Origin of the sequence: Thalassospira sp. MIT1004 (genome assembly GCF_001858545.1) — a bacterium.
GTDB lineage: Bacteria > Pseudomonadota > Alphaproteobacteria > Rhodospirillales > Thalassospiraceae > Thalassospira > Thalassospira xiamenensis.
In genome coordinates, this window is sequence record NZ_MCAO01000045.1 from 170,529 (window position 1) to 192,595 (window position 22,067).

A 22,067-nucleotide genomic window follows, 5' to 3' on the forward strand; every position below is an offset into this window, starting at 1 on the left:
CAGGTTATTTTCCCTTTTGGCGCCACTCGATGATCGTCTGTAAAAACAGTTCCGTGCCCTTATCAAAAGCTGGGAGCAAATCGGCATGGTCCGCAGCAAGCCAGCTGTAAACTGAAAGGCTCATGACAGGAACAGCCTGAAATCCGTCGGGGACACCGCCGGTGACCGACAACGAATAGTTATCAAGCAGAATGGCATCCAATCGCCCGTATCGCAGCATCTTCTGCATCATTTCGGGACCGCGCGGAACATGCACGACATTGGGATAATCAGCCAAAAGTGCGTTAGACCACTTCGCCCCCAGCCAAACACCAACGGTTTCATCCTTTAAATCGTCAATTCCCGATATCTTTCCCAACGGTACAACCAGCATTCCGTCCACCAAACCAACACGTATATTTCCCCTTAGGATCGGCCGGTCAACATTTTGCTGAAATCCCTCAAGCTCGGCAAAAACACCGTCGACTTCGCCATGGGACAAAGCCTGAGCAACCCGTGCAAGAGGCATGCGCGCCGGTTTGACACATAGCCCTCCCTGTTGCATGGCAGAACGATATGGCTCGATGCCATCCCCGGTCATCCGGACTTCGGGCATGGCAATCAACAGGCACGGTTCACCGGCGCGGACTAATGTCGAAAGGCTCAGGATCGAAATCAAAACCAAAACGGTCAGGCCGAATGAACCTGTCCTGAACTTTTCGTAAAACGTCATCGCCACTTTCCCAAAGCACCCCGGGACACCAATGGCGTCCAAATCAAACAGACCGGGCACCCAATAATACGGGCCCCGGCCTGTAATCATCATACTTACTTCAAATTCAGGGCGTGGGGGAATTCTAGATTGAGAAAAAGCACAAATCGTATTGGTTTCACCGCGCAGCGATCAGATGTTCAACCAACGGCTTGCCTTCCCCCTGATGCAGTTTGTTGACCTGTTCCTGAAGGACGCGATCAGTACCGGTTACCCGTTTGTGATGGCGAAGATGCTCGATCCATGAGCCTTCCGACCAGACCTCGGTAAACAGATCAGCCTGATTGCTGTCCTGATACAGGTTCCAGTGATAGGCACCATGACGCAGACGCGCCTTGCGCATGGCTTTCATCAGGTCACTAAAAATCCCGCGGTCCGTATCGGCAATGCGATAGGAAATGCGGATCATGACAGGACCGCGATCATGCCCGACATCCTCACCGATTATTGGCTCGGGCCAATGCATGGACGGCGCAAGATCAAGGTCTGCCCCCTGATTAAGGGCGAATCGCATGGTGACAAACATCATGACAATCGCCCCGGCCGCTGCACACAGCAAAGCCGTTTCAATCGAAAACTGTTCGGCAACCCAGCCCCAAAGAATACTGCCCCCCGACATCGCCCCGAAAAACAGTGTCAGAAAGACGGACAGGCCGCGTGCCCGAACCCAATCGGGCAATGCCGTTTGTGCAGAAACGTTGAAGGATGACAGAACCGCAATCCACGATGCCCCGGCAACAAAGGACGCAATCACGGCAACAACCGGTTGCTGGATCAGGGCAAAGACAACAAGAACCAATGCTGTGCCAATCGTTCCGACCATCACGGTTTTATCCGCGCCCAGACGGCCCTTGATCCTTGGCAACACAACAGCGCCGATAACCGCCCCAGTTCCGACACTGGCAAGCAAAATACCATAAAGCTGCGGGCCGCCTGCCAGTACCTCGCGCGCGATCAGTGGCAACATCGCCCAATAGGCACTGGCAAAGGCAAAGAACGCCACCGCCCGTACCAGCGTTGCAATTACCGGTGGGCTGTTGAACACATAACGAAGCCCGGCACGCATGGCCCCAAAGACCTTTTCGCGCGGCATGATCTGTTCGGTCTTTGTCGGTTTCCAGAAGAACAGAACAACCAGAATACCGACGAAACTGATCGCGTTAAGTGCAAAGGGCGCGACCAGCCCGACAGCAACAATCAGGAACCCGGCCAATGCCGGACCAATTGCGCGACTGACATTGATCCCCATCGAGTTGAGAGCAATCGCCGGTGCCAGACGGGACTTATCAACCAGAGACGGGACAATAGCCTGCCATGCGGGTGCCATCAGTGCCGCGCATGTCCCCATCATGAAGGTAAAGGCGATCAGGATCGACGGCGTTACCTGCTGGAGGTAAACAAGTGCCGACAAAGCTGCTGCCAGCCCTGCCATTACCAGATTGACGGCAAGCAGCAATTTGCGACGATCCATCAGATCCGCGACCGCCCCGGCAAAGATGGCAAACAGGAACACCGGCAGCGTAGTTGCGGCCTGTACTAGTGCCACGGACAATGGCGATGGCGAAAGTTCGGTCATCAGCCAACCGGCACCAACGTCATGCATCCATGTGCCAATATTGGAAACAACTGTTGCAACCCATAGGAAGGCAAAAGCACGATGGCGGAAAGGCGACCATGGGCCTGCTACGATTTTGGTCGCGGTCGCGTTTTCTGAATTTTGTGTGTTCATCTTATCCGTTCCCTATTGCCCAGCCAGAATGTGATCGGTGATCACAAATCCCGCCGTCATCGCCACAACCAAAAGTGCCCCGACAATTTTGGGGGGTGCTGGCAGCGGCAGATCAAGCCATCGACATCCGCCGCCAATCGCAAGCCCCAATCCAATACCCGTCAAAAGCTGTATCATGATCCTATTCTCCTGCTTTTGGAGTATGACCGGTCGGCCCGGCGCAATTTTTGCGGTTGTCACAGCGCCGATGCGGAAACCACCGATCCACCGCCAGATAGCCGATCGTCATGGCAAGCACCAGAAGGGCCCCTGTCATAGCCGGTGGTGCTGGAACCGGGATATGGATCACCCGGCACCCGATACCGATCAGGATTGCCAGTAAAAGTCCAAATACGATTTTCATGATTTTCAATCCGCTTCGGCATCCGTCCATCAACGGCTCTGCCGGTGGGAACCGGGCGAGTTATATTGTCCCGCCCGGTTCATGACGGCACTAGACTGCAAAGCAAGAGCAGCCAAGTGCTCCCCAGAACGATTTCGCGTCCGCGACAGGTACAGGATTATTCCAGGCAATCCCGTGATCATGTCCATGGACACCGCAGCCATGATTACAAGCGTCATGACATGCGCGCTCCTCGTGACGAGCATGGAATTCCGGGCGCTGACCGGGGCTTTCGTGATGCAAAACCGGGCTCCAGGAAGGAGATGCTGGTGGTATTTCCGGCGACAGGGACTGATAACCGTCTTCGCCATAGACTACGTCACCGCCCACCATGGTCAGGACCGAATTGATCCGGCGAATTTCTTCGGGCGGAACGCTCAGATAGTCAGCGGACAGGATTGCCAGATCGGCATATTGTCCGGGTGCAAGCGTTCCTTTGACATCCGCCTCGCCCGAGAACCATGCCGACCCCTTTGTCCACAGCATAAGTGCGGTTTCACGATCAAGGACATTGTCGTTGTCGTAAAGCGACATACCGCCAACCGTCTTGCCGGTGGTCAGCCAGTAAAGCCCGACCCAGGGATCATAGGATGCAACACGGGTCGCATCCGTTCCCGCCCCGACCGGAAGACCATATTCCAGCATTTTGCTGACCGGCGGGGTCGCCATGGCGGCATCCTTGCCGTAACGGTCGATGAAATATTCGCCCTGGAATGCCATGCGATGCTGGATCGCAATCCCCCCGCCCAGTGCCTTGATTCGTTCAATATTGCGTTCGGAAACGGTTTCGGCATGATCGATGATGAAGCGTGTCTTGAACGGCTGCTTGCCATTCACCCGTTCGAATACCCCAAGGAAACGGTCGATGGTTTCGTCATAGGTCGCATGAATACGGAACGGCCATTCCCGTTCGGCCAGCAATTCGACGATGGGTTCCAGTTCGCTTTCCATGACCGGCGCCAGATCGGGGCGCGGTTCAAGGAAGTTTTCAAAATCTGCTGCCGACCAGGCAAGGTTTTCACCGGCGCCGTTCATCCGCAACATATCATCGCCAGCACCCGGTTCGGTCATTCCGACCCAGCGTTCATAATCGCTAAGCTCGTTCCCGGCGTTTTGCGCAAACAGGTTATAGGCGATGCGGACGGTCATCTGCCCGTCATCATGCAGACGGCGAATGACATCGTAGTCTTCGGGATAATTCTGTCCGCCGCCGCCCGCATCAATGACGCTGGTGATGCCAAGCCGGTTCATTTCACGCATATAGTGACGGGTGGAATTGATCTGATCGTCGATCGGCAGCTTCGGTCCCTTGGCCAGCGTGGAGTAAAGGATCAGCGCGGATGGCTTGGCGACCAGGAGTCCGGTCGGATTGCCCTTGGCATCCTTTTCAATCACGCCACCGGGCGGGTTTGGCGTGTTCTTATCAAAACCAAGAACCTTGATGGCGGCCTGATTAAGCAGGGCCTGCCCATAAAGGTGCAGGATGAAAACCGGCGTATCTGGTGCGGCAGCATTGATTTCATCAAGGGTTGGCATCCGGCGTTCGGCAAACTGGAATTCCGACCAGCCGCCAACAACACGCACCCATTGCGGGGCTGGCGTGACAGCCGCCTGCGTTTTAAGCATGCGTAGCGCGTCAGCAACGGACGGCACGTTTTCCCAGCGCAATTCCATGTTGAAGTTAAGACCACCGCGAATAAGGTGGGTATGGCTGTCATTCAGCCCCGGAATGATGCGACGGCCGCCGCCATTGATCATTTTGGTTTTGCGATCGGCCAGTTTGCGTATCCCGGCTTCGTCACCGACCGCAAGAACCTTGCCATCGGCAATCGCGATGGCTTCTGCTTCCGGAGTCTTTGGGTCGAGTGTCGTGACCTTGGCGTTGTAAATGATGGTGTCGGCGGTGTCTTTCATTTGCTGGCTCCTGATCCCTGTAATCGGCAAAGTCGACAAGGCGGCCGTGGCGGCAACACCTTTCACGAAAGTCCGGCGTTTCATTGATTTGATCCCTGCAAAAAAGGCAGCCTGAGACAAGCGATTGACCGGTCCACTGCCAAAAAGAAAAGGCACGACGGAGATCCCCTTTCCGTCGTGCCCTCACATCAGGAAGCAGCCTGCGGTGCGAGGCGCGGACCGTGTTCGACACGTTCCGGTGCCTTGTGAACCATGGTGTAGGCATAATCGACGCCCATGCCATATGCGCCGGAATGTTCTTTCACGAGTGCCATTACATCGTTGTAGGTTTCACGGTGTGCCCAGTCGCGCTGCCATTCCAGCAGAACCTGCTGCCAGGTGACCGGTACGACACCGGCCTGCACCATACGATCCATCGCATAATTATGCGCATCGACCGACGTACCGCCGGATGCATCGGCGACCATATAGATTTCATAACCGCCTTCAAGCATTGCACAGAACGCGAAGGAGTTGTTACAGACTTCGGTCCACAGGCCGGAAACGATCACTTTTTTGCGGCCGTTTGCAGCCAGTGCATCGCGTACTTTCTGATCGTCCCAGGAATTCATTGAGGTACGTTCAAGAAGCGGATTTTCAGGAAATACTGCCAGAAGTTCCGGATAGGTATGGCCCGAAAAGCTCTCTGTTTCGACGGTCGTGATCGTGGTCGGGATGTTGAAAATCTTGGCAGCCTTCGCCAGACCAACGGTGTTGTTTTTCAGAACCTGGCGGTCAATCGACTGAACGCCGAATGCCATTTGCGGCTGATGATCGATGAAGATGATCTGCGAATTTTTCGGGGTAAGAAGTTCGAGCTGCGACATGATAATTCTCCTGTGAATGACGTAAGTCTTGTCTGTTGATCCCCACCCGTTTTCATCTGTGCTCGGGTGATGAGGAGATAATGACATCTTTCAAAAATGGAACAATTCTGCTATTTTGAGACAAATTATCCCAAATTTGAGACAAATTAACGATGGATCGTTTTGCTGAACTGCGCGCTTTTGTCGCAGTGGTTGAGAATTCCGGCTTTACCGCAGCGGCACGGGCATCACGCCTGCCCCGGTCTACGGTAAGCCGATTGGTCATGGGTCTTGAAGAAAGGTTGAATACACAGCTTCTTCAGCGATCGACGCGAAGCGTTGCAACCACCAGTACGGGGCAGGTTTATTATGAACGTGCCCGGCAGGTACTTGATGATCTTGACGAGATTGACCTTGCCGTTACGACAACGTCTTCGACACCGTCAGGACATTTGCGCATTAGTGCGCCCCTGCCCTTTCAGGGTATCAACTTCGCCCAAACCGTGGCGAATTTTGTAAAAGTCTATCCGGATATGACGGTTTCAATGGATTTGGAAACCCGACTGGTCGACCCGGTATCGGAAGGCTATGACCTGATCGTGCGAATCGCCCGCCCGGATGAAGAAACCAATCTTGTTGATCACCGCATTGCGACGCTGAAATATGTCACCTGTGCGGCGCCGATGTATGTTCGAAAATACGGAATGCCACAAACGCCAGCCGATCTGCGCAATCACAAGCTGATTGTCTACGCAAACCGCAATCGCATGCGGAACTGGGTCTATCAGACAGCCAATGGCCGGGTCGAAATCAAAGCAGAATCTGCGATGAAGACCAACAATATGGAAGCATTGATGGTCTGGGTCGAAAACGGTCTGGGCATATCCGTGCTTCCGGAATATGCCCTTCGCGAGGCTTTCAAATACAAAAGATTGGTCAAGCTGCTTGAGGATTACGAACTGCCGAAGCTTTGCCTGCAGGTCATCTATCCCCCTACCCGGCACCTTTCATCAAAAGTACGCCTGTTCACCGATATGGTCGCCGAGGAATACTCAGCTGTTCACTTCTGAGACCAAAAGACTGTGTAAACAAGCCAACGGAATATCGATTACAGGACTTCCTTGACCTTGGTCGCAAGATCCTTGAGCGAAAAGGGTTTGGGTAGGAAGTGAACACCGTTTTCTTCGTCAAGTTCGTCACGATAGGTATCTTCGGCATAGCCCGAAATAAAGATGACCCGCAAATCCGGACGCTTTTCGCGCAGCATCCGGATCAATGTCGGGCCATCGATCCCCGGCATCACCACATCGGAAATGACCAGATCAATGGTCTTGTCGGTTTTGGCCAGAACCTCAAGCGCGTTATCGCCATTATTAGCTTCAAGCACGTCATAGCCTTTGCCGCGAAGCGCACGCGCACCGAATGTCCGCACCGCGTCCTCGTCTTCGACCAGAAGAATCGCGCCGGTACCGGTCAGATCGCGTGAGGGGGCTTCTTCGGCCACCGCACGGGTTTCGGCCAGTTCTTCCTCCGTCGCTTCGTAACGCGGCAGATAGATCGTAAAGGTCGTGCCAACACCGGGTTCCGACTGGACGGCCACGAAACCACCGGTCTGTTTGACGATCCCGTAAACGGTCGAAAGACCAAGCCCCGTTCCTTCGCCGCGCTGTTTGGTCGAGAAGAAGGGTTCGAAAATACGCGTCAGGTTATCCTTGGGAATACCGATTCCAGTATCGGAAACCTCGATCCGGATGTAATCCCCCGGCGGGATCAGTTCGGTGCCGGTATTACGCGCCTCGTCGACAATCTCGGTACCGGTCTGAACCGTCAATGTCCCGCCATTGGCAGCCATGGCATCGCGCGCATTGACAACAAGGTTGATAATCACCTGGTCAAGCTGCCCCGGGTCAACCTTTACCAACCCGATATCGCGCCCGTGACTGACCTTCAGATCAATCTTTTCACCGATCAGGCGGCGCAACAGGTTCGACATTTCTGCCAGCGCATCGGTAATATTGATGATTTTCGGCTGCAATGTCTGACGGCGCGAAAACGCCAAAAGCTGCCGGACGAGATTGGCAGCACGATTGGCATTCTGTTTGATCTGCATGATGTCGGCGAAGCTTGGGTCACCTGGCCCGTGCCGCGACAGCAACAGATCGCAGAAACCGATCATCGCAGTCAGCAGATTATTGAAATCATGCGCAACCCCGCCCGCAAGCTGGCCGACGGCCTGCATTTTCTGCGACTGGGCAAATTGTTCCTCAAGGTTCTTTTGTTCGGTCGTATCAAGGAAGTTCAGCAGAAGCGCACCTGCTTCGCCCGAGCGTCCGGCCACACGCTGCAGGTAAATCTGTGCGGCCACCCCACGCGAACCCTGCAGACGTGCTTCGATCTGACCGCCCTTGCCCATACCCATGACGGCCTTGGACAGATAACGGGCGACCTCGTCACGATCCTCGGGAACGATCAGTTCAAGAATGGATCGACCGATCACCCGTTCATGACGCTGCCCCGCCGTCTCGATAAAGGCGCGGTTGGCGTCGGTGACGGTACCGGACATATCGGCCAGAACAATCGAAAGCGGGCTGTCATCAAAGAACCAGCGCACCCGCCGTTCAGTTTCCGCAAGCGCATGTTCCCATTCATGAGCCGGCATCGGATCAGGGAAGACCACCGCCTGACTTCGGATCGGGCCGGTGCCAGATGCATTGATCGAATGGGTGACAAAGCATTTGATGGGCTCGCCGCCCTTGACCTTGAGCTTTACCTCGCCATTCATGCCATCGCCGACAATAAGATCAGCCAGTTCCAGCGTGCCGCTGGCAAAATCTTCGGGTTCACCGCCAAGCCAGCTTGCCAGACGCCGGTTCAGGTAAAGAATGCGCCCTTCTTCATCCAGACCGCAGACACCGACAGGCAGACGTTCAATCATCTGGTCGGCCTGTTCGCTTCCGGCACCATCAGCCATTCTCGAGGCCACTCCGCCGACGGTCATTTCATCATCCGAACCGGTAACAAACGCACCAAAAGCAGCAGACTGTTCTGCAATAACAAGTGAACGACCCGGTTCTGGCATGGTAGAGGGATCAATACCGTCAACAGTCCAAAGCATCTGACCCGCACGGGCATTTGCCGCCGTTACTGAAATGCGAAGACAGGCCGTTCCGGCTTCGTAGGTTTCTTCAGCAATGTCTTCTGACGATGCGTCGTCGTTACCGGTATCATTCCCGATTGCGTCACTGTCCGCAGGCTCGGCAGGAGCCGCAAGGGCCAGTTGCTCGGGCTTTTTGGACTGGGAAAAATCGACATAAATCTCGCCGGCCTCGCCGCGCATTGCACGCGTACGCAAATCGGCCAGTTCGGAACTGCCGACATCCAGATAGCTCAGGCGTGCCTCAAGTGCGGCAAGCATGTCTTCGCCCGGTTCGATACCGAGTTTGCGGGGAAAGGCAGGATTGGCATAAAGCGTGCGGCCATAGGCATCGATCAGAGCAACACCAATATCGGAATGCGCCAGACCATTCAGTAATGGTGCCAGATCACGATCACCGGCTGATCGCCAGCGTGCAGACAGTGACAGGGCGGCCACCGCAACGATCGCCACCCCCGTTACCATGGACCCGATGATCCACATGATACGCACATCAAGGCCAGCCTTTGCCATGACCTGCAACAGGACATAAACAAAAGCGACAAATGCGACACTTACAGCAAGGATAATTCCCCGAAACAGCACGCGACCGCCTTTAACGCCAATAACTTACAATATTGCTCTATACTTTTAGCTGCTATTGGGCTGACTGGCTACCGGCAAGTTTTACATTAGTCGGAAGACATAATGTACTCTGCCCGGACCTCAGACCTAGCGCATGATCGCAGCAGCAATTTCCTGCCCCAAATCGGCAATCGCAGCATTGCGTTCATCCATTGATGCAGATGTTTGGGTTATATAGATCGCAACAATCACCGGCTTTTGTTCCGGCGGCCAGATCACTGCCACAATCGCACGCGATCCAAACCCGCCTGCCCCCGTTCGGTCCGCAATCTTCCAGTCGTCGGGCAAACCAGCCCGCAGCAACGGACCACCGACCTGATTACCCGTTAGCCAGTCTTCAAGAAGCTGGCGGGAATCTGCGGACAGGGCATCGCCAAGCAATAGATAGGCAAGCGAAGCGCGCATGGCATCGGGTGTTGTGGTATCGCGCGGATCGCCCGGTTTTGCGGTATTCAGATCGGGTTCGATCCGGTCAAGTCGGGTCACATCATCACCAATATCCCGCAAATAGGCAGTCAGTTCATCCGGCCCGCCCAAAGTATCAAGGATAAGGTTGGCGGCTGTGTTGTCGCTCAGATGCAGGGTGGCTTCGCACAATTCCCCGATCGTCATCCCGCCATTAACGTGCTTTTCGGTTGTCGGTGAATAAGTCACCAGATCTTCGACGCCGTAGATAATCCGGCGATCAAGCGTTTCTGTTCCAAGGTCGACCTTGTGGAGTATCGCCGCACAGGCAAGAAGTTTGAACGTGCTTGTCAGCGGGAAACGTTCATCTGCACGATATTGCCATTCCCGGCCGTTTTCTACATTCAGAATACTTACGCCAACCCTCGCATCAAGCCGGGTTTCAACCGCGTGAATGGCATCCGTCAGGCGATCATTAGCCGATGCAGCCATCGGCATCCCGAACGGCACCAGCAACGATAGAACAGTAGCAGATACCAGAACGGCTTTTTTAAACGCAGACATATTTTGCAGACTTCCCGGAAACAAAAACAAACAGATAACGAGGCAGGCTGCTTGTTACCGGGATTAACGGCCGAATTTTGGCGCAATAATGTCGAAAGGTCGAACTTGCGAGTGGCCATCTGGGCCTGCACTCAACCCAGCTTCTTGCCGCGCTGGCGGAAAACGAACGAGATGATTTCGGCAACCGCCTTGTAATGTTCGGGCGGGATTTCCTGATCGACTTCCACTGTTGCAAACAGGGCACGCGCAACTGGTGGATTTTCCATAATGGTGACGTTGTTTTCTTCGGCTACTTCACGGATTTTAAGCGCGATATTGTCCTGCCCCTTGGCAACGCACATCGGGGCTTCCATTACACCGACATCATATTTCAGCGCCACCGCATAGTGCGTCGGGTTGGTGATCACGACGTCGGCACTGGGCACATTTTGCATCATGCGCTGCTGGGCGCGCTGCATCCTGATCTGGCGGACCTTGGCCTTGATTTCCGGGCTGCCCTCGGTCTGTTTGTATTCGTCCTTGATCTCCTGCTTGGACATTTTCATCTGCTTGGTGAATTCATAGCGCTGATAGGCAAAATCGAGCCCTGCAATCACGGCTGTCAGCGAAATGGCTGCGATCATCAGAATAATGATCATATCGTAAAGCCGTTCGAGCATCAGCTCGATCGGAATCTGCGGATAAAGTTCGACATCCATCAGCTCGGGAACGATGACGAACCCCAATACCGCCCCGACCAGAACAATTTTGAAAACGTTTTTGACAAACTCGACCATGTTCTTCATAGAGAACAGGTTTTTTAAGCCGTTCAGGGGATTGAGTTTATCAGGCTTTGGCGAAATACGTTCGACCGCCACGACAATACCGTTCTGCATCAGATGCCCGGCGGCCGCAAAAAACATCAGAAGCACAAACGGAATGCCCAGCACATAAAGCATACCAAGCATCACATCCTGCATCAGCTTGGGTAACCCTGCGCGACTGACGTCATACATATGTGGATGTTCGATAAATCCCAAGGACAGGTCACGAACAGATCGCGCCATATCGGGCGCCATCATGACCACCACCAGACCACCACCAAACAACAGCATGAAGCTGCCGACTTCCTTGGAAACCGGCACCTGTCCCTTCTTTCGGGCATCTTCAAGCTTTTTGCCTGTGGGGTCTTCTGTCTTTTGACTGTCGTCTTCTTCTGACATTTCCACACCATGTCAGGGCGGCCCGACACCATTGCCGGAACAGGCCCGATACGCGTCTAGGGATTGACGAAACTTTCCAAACCGGTTTCGTAATATTCCAAAAATACCATCATCATGGTTGGCAATGCCAGTGCCAGCAGAATAAAAGCCAATCCGATCTGGATCGGCATCGCCACAAAGAATACCGGTAACTGAGGCATCAGCTTATTCAACAGTCCCAAGGCCACCTGCAACACAATCGCTACAATCAGAAACGGCGCGGAGATTTTCATCGCGATGACGAAGCTTTCATTGATCGCACGCGCAAAAAATTCGCTCATATCGGCAACCGGTAAAACGCCACCCGGCGGAAACAGGGAATAGCTTTCAAATACGGCCTGTATCATCAGATGATCGAGCCCGGTGGCGAAAATCAGCACCATACCGATTTGCGTAATGAAATTACCCGTTACCGCACTTTGTGCCCCGGACAAGGCATCACCGCTAAAGGCGTTTGCCATCGACGAACTATAGGCAATGATTGATCCTGCGGTCTGCAAGCCAGCCATCATGACCTGGGCAAACAGGCCAAAAAACGCCCCGACGGTTAACTCGTAAGCCAAATGCACAAAAAGCGTCGGAGCATCTGCGGGTTGTGCGGGGATAAGAGGCCCAGCCAGAGGCGAAATCACCACAGCAACCCAAAAGGCAAAAATCAGCCGCGCGCGCGCCGGAACAACCCGTGCCCCGATGCCCGGCATAAAGGCGAACGCCGCCCCGACCCTGGCGAAACTCATCAGGACCACATAGACATTAAGTGTCAGAAGACCTTCGAGATCCATCTTCTTTCAGGATGTCCTGTGTTGGGTTCGTAAAACTAATTCGGAAGCCCGATAAAGTGATCCACCATGCGCCCCATGAATTCCGTCAGCTCTGTCATCATGAACGGCAGCAAGACGAGCAACGCAACAAAGATCACCAGAATCTTGGGGACGAAAGTCAGGGTCATTTCCTGAATCTGTGTAAGCGCCTGAAACAAGGCAATGATCAGGCCAACCCCCAATGCAATAAGCATCAAAGGCCCGGTAACCTTTATCAACGTCCATACGGCATCATAGGCCACGTCCATGATTTCCGCTTGATCCATCTGGTCTTCTTGCCTCGTCTTCCGTCACGTTACATCATTCATACAGGATAAGACCGATGATGGGCCATGATTTCCTGCAATTTCAATTCGGTCGCCGCAAAAACAAAAAACCGCACGAATATCGTGCGGCTTGTCCAAAACATCCATCTGACAATTCAATCAACCGTCAGATCGGCATGCTCAATACACTCTGATAGGCTTCAACGGCCTTGTCACGAACACTAACCACAGTACGAAGCGTGACTTCGGCAGCCGAAACAGCGGTCACCACTTCATGTAGTTCTGCGTCACCAACGATGGCCTTCTGGGTCATCTGTTCGCTGTTCACCATGGTTGCACGGGCATCAATTGCCGCCCCCTTCACCATGTCGGCAAAACTTTCCCCCGGGTTGACGGTCTGACCGTTACCGCCAACACGCTCGGCCACGCTCGCGGTTTTACCGCTTGCAGCGTTACGGTAGGCAGAAATGGCATCGTTGAAACTGGCAACCATCGGTTCGTATCCTTAAAGCGGCGTTCGCAGACCTGATATTTTGTGACTTACTGCAGAATATCAAGGGTCTTGAGCAGCATGCTGCGCGAAGACTGTATCACATTGAGGTTGGCTTCATAACTTCTCTGTGCTTCGCGCAAATCCATCATTTCGACCAGCGTTTCAACATTCGGGGTCTGAACATAACCCTGATCATTGGCGGCCGGATGGCTCGGTTCGTATTTCATACCAAAATCGGACTTGTCCGTCATGACTTTATTGACCTTGACCAGCTCGACGCCGATTTCGCGATCCATCACATTCTTGAAAGTCAGCAGCTTGCGGCGATACGGGTCCTGCCCCTGTGCGGTCGGAAGGCTGTCTGCGTTGGCAACGTTTTCAGCCGCGATACGAAGTCGGGTACCCTGTGCGCGCATGCCGGCAGCGGAAATTTTAAAAGCTTTGTAAAGTTCCATGATCGCTTATTCCTTCAACGCTGCTTATGCGCGGCCCAAAGCCGAAATCATCATTGACTTATGCTTGGCATAAAGTCGGGTCATGGTCTGATAATCGACCTGGTTTTCGTTCATCTTGACCATCTGCTCTTCAAGGATGACTGCGTTTTTGCCGGGCGCGACCTCATAGTTCTTGCGCACTTCCTCGTCCTTGAAGTTCTGCGGTTTGTGCAGGCCCTGGCTGTGACCCGGCGCAGTCGCCTGCATCGCCAGAATGAACTGGCGGTCGCGACCGATGGTCTTCGGGTCGAATTCTTTAAGGTCGTTGGCGCGGTAATTCGGCGTATCGGAGTTGGCAATATTCTGCGCGATGACTTCCTGACGCTGCGTCAGCCAGTCCATCTTTTCTTTCAGATTGGCGAACATGCCAAGTTTGCCGATATCCATTGCCTGCTCCTGTTATCGCTCCCCCAGTATTGGGCGGGCCGGTAAAGTCGAAGTTAACGCCGTGCCCGGATCGGGCCCCGGATCTTGCGAAAGGTGATTTTTGCCGCCCGGCTCGATCCTGAAAACTACTTTGCATGAGGCGTGCCAAAAGCCGGAAAAGCGTTAAATTACAATGCCGGGCCGGGTTACTATCGGTGGCACTGGACCGCGACGGACAAAGCGGGCATATTGTGTCGCGTCTGGCGAATTTCTTTCGCCATCTATCGAAACCGGGACATTTCATGCTCTATCTCACACGAAAAGTTGGCGACTCCGTTGTTATTGACGACAACATCGAAGTTACCGTCGTTGAGGTTCGCGGCAAAACCGTGAAGCTGGGCTTCACCTTTCCCGAAGATGTGCAGGTCCTGCGGCGCGAACTTTATGATCGCATTCAGGAAGAAAACCGTTCGGCTGCGGCCAGTGCGGATCTTGTGCGTCAGTTGGGGCAGGTGGCCAATGCGGTTGCCGACAATATGAAAAACAGTCCTGACGCCGACAAAGACGACGGTAAAGACTGATTTTCCGGTCGCGCAATCACCGGCATGGGCCGGGGATGCAAGACTACCGACATACGACAGGCAATCTCGTCATCCTCCTGGCAGGTAGCCGGGATATTGACCCCATCTGTCGGATTTGCCTATGCCGTCCCCTACCTGCTCCGTTACAGCATCATCAACATTCTGACCGGTTGCATATGACGGCAACGATTTGTTGACCATCTTCTGGCTATGGTCGAGGCTTGTGAAGGGCGATAGAGCCGCGCAAAATGCGGGAACTTGACGAGATGGGCAAGAATGACCGGTAACCGACCCAAGGTCGACATCACCGATCCGCGCGAAATCCGCACGGAAAATCTTGCCGCGCCCGGTTCCAACGACCAAAAAGCCGTGGCGCTAAGCTATGCCCATGGCCGGGATAACGCGCCGATATTAAGTGCGAAGGGCGAAGGCAGTGTTGCGGAACAGATATTGCAACTCGCTTTTGCCAACGGGATCAAAGTCCGCAAAGACAGCGATCTTGCAGAAATTCTGATGGCTGTGGACGTCGATAGCGAGATACCGCTCGAAGCGTTCGCTGCCGTCGCCGAGATTCTGAACTATATATACCGTATCAACCGGATTTACGGTGATCCGGCGAAGAAACGACCGACAACGTCGAATATCGACCAAGTGTCGGCAAACAGTTTTGCAGATCGCAACCGGGAAGATCCAAATGAGCCCTGAACAATTCAAACCCGATCAGTTCAAAAAAGATCTCAAGCGTGTTTTGTCCCTGATCACGGCCAGTCAGCGATTTGTCGATGACGGCAAAGTGGTCGAGCTGAACACACTGGAAACCAAAATTTCCGATCTGTGTGTGCAGGCACGTGCCATGAATAGTGAACAGCGCCGCGAGATCGCACCACTTCTGGCGGCTCTGACCGACGATCTGGCACGTCTCGAAACCACGATGCACAAGGAATATTCCGAACTGCAACGCCAGTTGCGCGGCCTTAGCAATAACGCACAGGCAACCAATGCCTATGCGCATGCAGCCCGGACCACCCGCTGAGCAAAGCTAAACAAAATGTTTTGCGATGCGGTGCCAGATCGCAAAGCGCCCGATGGTTACTTGCCTGCATGGCCTGTGCACGGTAAACAGAAAAGGTTCGGGATTGTAGAACCGGACAATGCAACAGGTCCGTCGCGGGGAAGGTAACCTGATGGAATTTAGCGCTTATTTCCGATTTGTGGCTGCTCTGGTTTTTGTGCTGGGCATGATCGGGGTTTTGGCGCTGGTGGCACGGCGTTTTATCCCCGGTGCGCGCAACATCAACCGCCGCAGCAAGGAGCGCCGACTTTCCATCGTGGAAGTCGTTCCTGTTGATACAAAAAGACGTCTGGTTCTTTTTAAACGCGACGACACGGAACATCTGGTCCTGCTGGGGCCGTCCGGCGATTGCGTGATCGAACGCAATATCGGCACCCATTTTTCCGAAGTTCTCAGCGACGATATCCGCATTCACAGTGACGACGGCCTGCCGGATGCATCACCAATCGATACCCCGCCGACAAAGACCAACGGGAAACAACCCGCATGACCATCGCGCCCATTTCGCATTCCCGACAGGATCAAACCAAACAGAAGCATCAAGCGCGTAACGGTTACGTGCCGCGCTGGCTGGTTCTGATCGCGATCTGGTCGCTGGTGCCATTGATTGCCATCGGATTTGGTGGTGATACCGTTCACGCGCAGACATTCAATTTCGACCTTGGGGATGGTCCGGGTGTAACGTCGTCTGGCCGGATGATCCAGCTTATCGGTCTGCTCACGGTGCTTAGCCTTGCACCCGCTATCCTGATGATGGTGACATCCTTTACCCGGATCGTGGTGGTTCTCAGCCTGCTGCGTACTGCCCTTGGCATTCAGCAATCGCCGCCCAATCAGGTCATGGTGAGTCTGGCGCTGTTTCTGACGTTATTCATCATGATGCCAACGATGGAGCGGGTCTGGGACGAAGGCCTGCAACCGATGATCAACGGCGATATCGACGAATTTGAAGGCATGGAAAGATCGGTGCGACCGGTTCATGACTTCATGATGACGCAGGTCCGCGACCGCGACCTTGAACTGTTCGTCAATCTTGCAAATGTCGAAGTCACCGCACCAGAAACCATTCCGTTGCGGGCTCTGATCCCGGCTTTCATGATCAGTGAACTGCGCCGTGCGTTTGAAATCGGCTTCCTGCTGTTTATCCCGTTCCTGATCATCGACATGGTGGTTGCCAGTATCCTGATGTCGATGGGTATGATGATGCTGCCGCCGGTCATCATCTCGTTACCCTTCAAGCTGATATTCTTTGTGATGGTCGATGGATGGTATCTGATATCGGGGTCACTGGTCGAAAGTTTCGGCGGGTAGCCAGCATTTACGAGAACAACAAAATAAAAGCCGCCTTGCAGAAGCAGGCGGCTTTTTGATTATGACTTGGACCTGCGTCAGGCAGAGCGCTTACCCGTCTTGAAAACGTTCTTTTCAAGTGGCTTCAGACCAAAGCTGCCACGGCGCGGTGCAGGGTTATCCGCAACGTAGCGGTCCGCCTGCTGGCGTTCACGCTCATTCATGCGCGCACGCACCGCTTCCATTTCACGGTAAGCCTGGCTTCCTGCCGAGGGTGCTGACATCCGCAGCCAGTAATAAGCCATGATGTTGTCCTGATCGACACCGCTACCAATCGCATAAAGCCGCCCCAAGGCCGCCTGCCCGTTAGCCGAGCCTTTACGTGCGGCCCGCTCATACCAGCTTGCCGAACGGGCCATATCAACCGGCACACCAAGACCATGTTCATACATCACACCGATCAGGTGATAACCGCCCGGGTGGCTAAGTTCAGCAAGGTCCATGGCAAGATCAAGTGCCGCGGCATAATCCGGCTCACGATGGGCGACGCCAAAGATCAATATCTGCGTCATCTGGTATTTGGCAGAAATATCGCCCTGATCACACGCGTTCATCAACATGGTCCAGCCACGATTAAACAGCTTTAGATCCGACGAATGACAGAAATACATGGCGAGATTGGCCTGGGCATAGGTATCGCCCTCATTCGCGGCCATTTCAAACCAGCTGATGCTTTCGGCAATATTGCGCTCCGCACCCAGCCCAACGCCAAGCGCATAACCAAGTGCTGATGCCGCCTCCACGCTGCCGGCACGTGCCGCGCGCAGGTTATATTCAAACGATTTCGACGGATCGCGTTTTACCCCGCGCCCTTCAAGATAGAGATAGGCCAGAACACTGGCCGCGGAGGGATCATTCTGCTCGCTCGCGCGGTAGAGATATTCAACCGCCATCTCGTCACTCTGATCAACCCCCCATCCATTGAGGTAGCAGACCCCAAGGTTATAAAGGGCAGCGATCGAACCGTTTTCCGAAGCCTGTTCAAACCACTCGGCAGCTGTTTCCGGGTTTTCAGGAACCCCAAGCCCCTTGGCATAAAGATAACCAAGATTGTTGGCCGAAATACCTTCACCACCCAGTGCCTCTTCGCGGAACCAGTATGCCGCTTCGCGGTACCACTGTTCGCCTTCACCCTGATCCTCGGCCACACCGATTCCCTTGGAACGCATGAAGCCATAGCAAATGGCAGCAAAGGCACGGCTTTGACGGTGAATCTGATCAAGAATTTTGCGGGTGGCACCCTCGTCGCGCGGCATACCAACGCCGCGAAAATGCCTCAGCGCAAGCGAAAGCTGCGCGAAAATATCACGCTCAACCTTCGCGTCATCGTAATAGACCATTTTTAAGTGCACGATCCATCACAGCACTGCTTCCACCAAATAGGACAAGACCCGGCTTCCGAACCTTACAGGCACAGAAAACCAATCAAAACATTAATATCACTATTAGTTTATAGCACTAAGCTGTGACTTTTCCAACTGATCACGATAATTGCCCAGAAATCCTTGGAAACTCTCGACTTCATCAACCTTGTTTGCCAACGTGCGATAGTCGATCAAGCCCTGAGACGGACTGGAAGTGATCAGGCTGAAGGCTTCGGCATACGGACTTTGCGCCATAACAATTCCATAGCGACGCTTCAACATATTAAGCGTGCGTTCCTGCCCCCCCATCGCCAGATTGACAGCCCAGTTCAGGACATAGCGGGCCCGTTCGTCACCAAAATTCTCAATGACATTGCCCTGATCCTCGCCCACAAGGCGCTGGAAGGTTTCGGCAGCAGAGAGATAGTCACGGGTATCCCGGTAATATTCGACACGCAAAAGCTCGGCATCCTTGGACAGATCACCTTCAAGCGATGCCATGGCTTCGGCCCCGCGGTCGGTATCGAGGAGCGCGCGTGCACGCAGGTGACGGCGCTGGGTTTCCAATTCACTGGATACCCCGGGAACGTCGCTGTTATCAAGCACGCGGATGGATTCTTCGGGCTTGTTATCAAGCAGATACACCAACGCCAGACGTGCACCGACGCGTGCCTTTTCCGTTCCTGTCAGGCGGAAATCGACCTGATGTTCCAGAAGAGTTTCGGCACGATCGAACAATTCAACGTCAACCATGCGGTCAGCCAAACGACGAATAAGCTCATCGCCCTTTTCTCCGGCCGGGGTCAGTTCGCGGAACTCGTCATACAGCGCGACAGCCTTGATAGCCGAGATGTTGTTGATCTCGTCGCCCAGGTAAATTGATTCGAACGTGTTATGCATCAGATCGGTGACTTCGGTCGCCGACGGGCTGTTGGGGAAGAAGATCGCCGCCTGACGCAGGGTATTAAGGCCTTCACGATATTGCTTGTTCTTGATCTGCAATTCGCCAAGTCTGCGCAGCAATGCCATCTCAAACCCGTCGCCACGCCATGCAAAACGCAGTTTTTCAAGCTGCTCGATCGCATCATCAAGTGTCAGCCGTTCAAGCCGCATCAAAAGCTCGGTGCGATCAAATATTGCGTGCGCCCGCGCTTTGCGATTACTGCCCTCGGCAACCTCGTCCCAGGTTGCGATAGCCTGTTCAAACTCGCCTGCTTCTTCTTCGAAAATGCCCTTCAGATACCCGACATCCTTGATCTTGCTCGGGTTGATCCCCTTGGTCACAAGCATCTTCTCGATCAGGTCCATACCCGCGTCCGGATTACCAACAATCAGGGCCTGCTCCGCGGCAAGTGGCCCCAGCCGCGACAATAATTCTGGCGGATAGTTATCAAGGATATGAACGCTTTCAAGCAGATCCCGCGCCCCGTCATTCGGACGACCACGCGCAGCAAACGTCACCGCACGCCACAACTGCATTTCGGGAATGGCACGCAGGCGCTCATCCTCCAGAAGGCGGGCCGCCTCGTCATATTCGCGATCAAGAAACTTGATTGCTGCCTTAAGTGCACGGAACTGCAGTTTCTGGGCAATCAGCGGGTCGTCGTCTTCCATTGTAGAGGCAACCGCGTCTGCTTCGGGGCCAAGCCCGTTTGCCAGGTAATATTGCGCCAGTTCAAGACGTGCCTTGTTCCGATGCTCATCACCGCTTTCGGCCAGATCGCGACGCAACTGATGAATTGCCTTGTTATAGTTATCAAGCCCACCGCGGCGCCAATCATCCAGTTCGAAAATCAGACCTTCGCGGCCATCCCCCGCACGTGCGCGCACCCCGGTTGCCGATGCCAGAAGGCGTGCCCCCTCGGGCGAGATATTCAAACCGTCGGCAGCCGTCACCACAACCGCCTTTCCATCATCCCGGTTCGTGACCTGTACACTTTCGTTAACCGGTGCGACGACAACGCCCTGCACCGACGGAAGAACTTCAAAATCCGGATACCGCAACGCTGTCTCGATGCCATACCCCATTTCCCGTGTTGGCACGACGCGAAGCGAATCACCGACTTCCGGGTCTTCAATCGGAATTGTCGGGCTGATATTGATCAACGGCACAACAAGGCGGGCGCGAGTTTGATTATCGAGCTCAATAGAAGGTCCCAGCCGTTCGATCGGCTGCATGGAGCCCTGCTGCAGGGTTACATCCCAGTCACCATTTTCTGATGGTGTGCTGTAAAGCCCCACGCCGTCAGGAATGGTCATGCGCAATACCGTCGCATAAGGACTGTCGATCTGTTCGATCACTCCGATGATCTGGGCGGCATTCTGACGTACGGCATCCAGATCAAGGTTCGCGCGAACATCAAAAACCATCCAAAGGAAGCCGGCACGCGACCATATTGCAGCCCCCCCCGGACGGTTGAACGGGAAGCCCAGTGTCAGTTTGGTTGCATCCTGGGCGACCGTCACCGCAAGATTGCCAATGCTTTCGCGCGTTGGCGCAACAGCATCTGGCGAAATCGGAATATCGGGTTGTTCCGCCAAACCACGTGCAATCGGATCATTCGCAGGGGACGACGGGCTTCCCCCCGCTGCCTCAGCAGCACCGGGCGTTTCCGCAGTTGTTTGCGACGGCACTTCTGGTGCGGCAGGCGCAGCAGGTGCGGGGCTTGGGGATGACGTGCGTCTGGCTGCCGTGGCCGGCGGCGCAGCGGCTGTCGATGCACTGGAGTCGGCAGGGTCTCCCTGGACTCCCATCAGATCAACAACAACCTTGTTGCCTGAACGGAAATGACGCAACGCGCGCGGCGGATTTGTCGCGATTTCAACAGATAAAGGATCTGTTGCACTTTGGCGCAAGGTGACACCTTCCGGCAACCGACGCGTTACACCAGTAGCATCGATGCGGGCAGGGCTGGTGAAGGCCAATATCTGATTACCCTGATCGCCATTCAACACATAATCCGTGCGGGTGGGCCAATCAAAAACCAGACGGTAGAATGTCGGGTGCCGCCCAACCCGAATTTCAAGCTCCGGCGCGGTGGCGGCAGGTGTAACAACTGCAGGTACAGACGCAGTATCCGGCCGGGTTTGCGGTGTTGGGAATGGTTCGGACGCAACTTCCCCCTGTGGGTTTGGTGCAGGACGCGGCGGCGTTGGCGCGGGTGACGCAGATTGCACAGGAGCAGGTGCGAGAGCCGGTTTATCCAGAATATCAAGGACGACATTAGTGCCGACATTGAAAACACGGGCTTCGAAATCGTCTCGTAGGACGAAGGCGACCGTACGTCCGTCCGGATCAAAAAAACCATCGCTGACATAATCGGATACGGGGCCAAGAACACCGCGCATGGAAGCAACCAGCGGCTGGTCAAAACGCACAACAAGTTGGTCACCGATGATTTCAGCGGTGTAATTGACGGGCTTGTTCCATTGCAGAACGATACGTCCATAGCCACTATGTGCGCCCGAGCGGATGATCACGGGATCTGCCGCCTGAGCGAGTGCGGGGCGCATTCCGGCAACTGGCAATACTGCCAGACTGGCTACCACAATCACGGCAGCCAGCAGGAAACGCGCTACGACCAAAAGCAT

Annotated in this window: 22 protein-coding genes; 6 read left to right on the plus strand and 16 right to left on the minus strand. The window is 54.4% G+C overall.

What is annotated here, in order from left to right:
- Window positions 1-4 precede the first annotated feature (4 nt).
- The 6 genes from BC440_RS19535 to BC440_RS19560 form a co-directional block, all read right to left on the minus strand.
- Window positions 5-712: a hypothetical protein gene (locus BC440_RS19535; protein ID WP_139192153.1), complete on the minus strand. Its 708-nt coding sequence runs from the start codon at window positions 710-712 to the stop codon at window positions 5-7.
- 157 nt (window positions 713-869) lie between these two features.
- Window positions 870-2,480 carry an MFS transporter gene (locus BC440_RS19540; RefSeq protein WP_071241045.1) on the minus strand — a complete coding sequence of 537 codons (1,611 nt, stop codon included), beginning with the start codon at window positions 2,478-2,480 and terminating at the stop codon, window positions 870-872.
- 12 nt (window positions 2,481-2,492) lie between these two features.
- Window positions 2,493-2,657 (minus strand): DUF1427 family protein, encoded by a 165-nt coding sequence (locus BC440_RS19545; protein WP_071241046.1) that lies wholly within the window; start codon window positions 2,655-2,657, stop codon window positions 2,493-2,495.
- Between the two features lie 4 nt (window positions 2,658-2,661).
- Entirely contained in the window at window positions 2,662-2,883 is a 222-nt protein-coding gene (locus BC440_RS19550) for a DUF1427 family protein (RefSeq protein ID WP_071241127.1), read from the minus strand.
- Window positions 2,884-2,973: 90 nt separating this feature from the next.
- Entirely contained in the window at window positions 2,974-4,836 is a 1,863-nt protein-coding gene (locus BC440_RS19555) for an amidohydrolase (RefSeq protein ID WP_071241047.1), read from the minus strand.
- Between the two features lie 188 nt (window positions 4,837-5,024).
- Window positions 5,025-5,702, minus strand: coding sequence for a hydrolase (locus tag BC440_RS19560; RefSeq protein ID WP_071241048.1), 678 nt, complete (start codon window positions 5,700-5,702; stop codon window positions 5,025-5,027).
- Between the two features lie 152 nt (window positions 5,703-5,854).
- Between BC440_RS19560 and BC440_RS19565 the strand changes: the two genes are divergently transcribed.
- Entirely contained in the window at window positions 5,855-6,751 is an 897-nt protein-coding gene (locus BC440_RS19565) for a LysR family transcriptional regulator (protein WP_071241049.1), read from the plus strand.
- A 38-nt stretch (window positions 6,752-6,789) separates the two neighbouring features.
- Here the strand turns inward: BC440_RS19565 and BC440_RS19570 are convergent, their stop codons facing one another.
- From BC440_RS19570 to flgB, 8 genes are all read right to left on the minus strand, one after another.
- Window positions 6,790-9,420, minus strand: coding sequence for a PAS domain-containing sensor histidine kinase (locus tag BC440_RS19570; protein WP_071241050.1), 2,631 nt, complete (start codon window positions 9,418-9,420; stop codon window positions 6,790-6,792).
- Window positions 9,421-9,546: 126 nt separating this feature from the next.
- Window positions 9,547-10,428, minus strand: coding sequence for a class A beta-lactamase (bla, locus tag BC440_RS19575; protein WP_071241051.1), 882 nt, complete (start codon window positions 10,426-10,428; stop codon window positions 9,547-9,549).
- Between the two features lie 131 nt (window positions 10,429-10,559).
- Window positions 10,560-11,630 carry a flagellar biosynthesis protein FlhB gene (flhB, locus tag BC440_RS19580; protein ID WP_071241052.1) on the minus strand — a complete coding sequence of 357 codons (1,071 nt, stop codon included), beginning with the start codon at window positions 11,628-11,630 and terminating at the stop codon, window positions 10,560-10,562.
- Between the two features lie 56 nt (window positions 11,631-11,686).
- Window positions 11,687-12,451 carry a flagellar biosynthetic protein FliR gene (fliR, locus tag BC440_RS19585; RefSeq protein WP_071241053.1) on the minus strand — a complete coding sequence of 255 codons (765 nt, stop codon included), beginning with the start codon at window positions 12,449-12,451 and terminating at the stop codon, window positions 11,687-11,689.
- A 35-nt stretch (window positions 12,452-12,486) separates the two neighbouring features.
- Window positions 12,487-12,756, minus strand: coding sequence for a flagellar biosynthesis protein FliQ (gene fliQ / locus BC440_RS19590; RefSeq protein ID WP_071241055.1), 270 nt, complete (start codon window positions 12,754-12,756; stop codon window positions 12,487-12,489).
- A gap of 166 nt (window positions 12,757-12,922) precedes the next feature.
- Entirely contained in the window at window positions 12,923-13,249 is a 327-nt protein-coding gene (gene fliE / locus BC440_RS19595) for a flagellar hook-basal body complex protein FliE (RefSeq protein WP_062952871.1), read from the minus strand.
- Window positions 13,250-13,296: 47 nt separating this feature from the next.
- Complete coding sequence (flgC, locus tag BC440_RS19600; protein ID WP_062952872.1) at window positions 13,297-13,704, minus strand: flagellar basal body rod protein FlgC; 408 nt, start codon at window positions 13,702-13,704, stop codon at window positions 13,297-13,299.
- 24 nt (window positions 13,705-13,728) lie between these two features.
- On the minus strand, window positions 13,729-14,130 hold the full coding sequence (gene flgB / locus BC440_RS19605) for a flagellar basal body rod protein FlgB (protein ID WP_062952873.1): 402 nt from the start codon (window positions 14,128-14,130) through the stop codon (window positions 13,729-13,731).
- A 281-nt stretch (window positions 14,131-14,411) separates the two neighbouring features.
- Here flgB and csrA point away from each other — a divergent pair, with 281 nt between their 5' ends.
- The 5 genes from csrA (at window position 14,412) to fliP (ending at window position 17,073) form a co-directional block, all read left to right on the plus strand.
- Window positions 14,412-14,690, plus strand: a complete 279-nt coding sequence (gene csrA / locus BC440_RS19610) for a carbon storage regulator CsrA (RefSeq protein WP_062953011.1) — start codon at window positions 14,412-14,414, stop codon at window positions 14,688-14,690.
- A 276-nt stretch (window positions 14,691-14,966) separates the two neighbouring features.
- Entirely contained in the window at window positions 14,967-15,395 is a 429-nt protein-coding gene (locus tag BC440_RS19615) for an EscU/YscU/HrcU family type III secretion system export apparatus switch protein (RefSeq protein ID WP_062952874.1), read from the plus strand.
- Window positions 15,385-15,723: a hypothetical protein gene (locus BC440_RS19620; RefSeq protein WP_071241057.1), complete on the plus strand. Its 339-nt coding sequence runs from the start codon at window positions 15,385-15,387 to the stop codon at window positions 15,721-15,723. Before BC440_RS19615 ends, BC440_RS19620 begins: the two co-directional genes overlap by 11 nt.
- 151 nt (window positions 15,724-15,874) lie before the next feature.
- Window positions 15,875-16,252: a flagellar biosynthetic protein FliO gene (locus BC440_RS19625; protein WP_037990338.1), complete on the plus strand. Its 378-nt coding sequence runs from the start codon at window positions 15,875-15,877 to the stop codon at window positions 16,250-16,252.
- Complete coding sequence (gene fliP, locus BC440_RS19630; protein ID WP_071241059.1) at window positions 16,249-17,073, plus strand: flagellar type III secretion system pore protein FliP; 825 nt, start codon at window positions 16,249-16,251, stop codon at window positions 17,071-17,073. Before BC440_RS19625 ends, fliP begins: the two co-directional genes overlap by 4 nt.
- Window positions 17,074-17,150: 77 nt before the next feature.
- On the opposite strand, the gene BC440_RS19635 is transcribed toward fliP, so the two are convergent.
- Both BC440_RS19635 and BC440_RS19640 read right to left on the minus strand, forming a co-directional pair.
- Complete coding sequence (locus tag BC440_RS19635) at window positions 17,151-18,452, minus strand: tetratricopeptide repeat protein (protein WP_071241063.1); 1,302 nt, start codon at window positions 18,450-18,452, stop codon at window positions 17,151-17,153.
- A 105-nt stretch (window positions 18,453-18,557) separates the two neighbouring features.
- Window positions 18,558-22,067 (minus strand): hypothetical protein, encoded by a 3,510-nt coding sequence (locus tag BC440_RS19640; RefSeq protein WP_071241066.1) that lies wholly within the window; start codon window positions 22,065-22,067, stop codon window positions 18,558-18,560.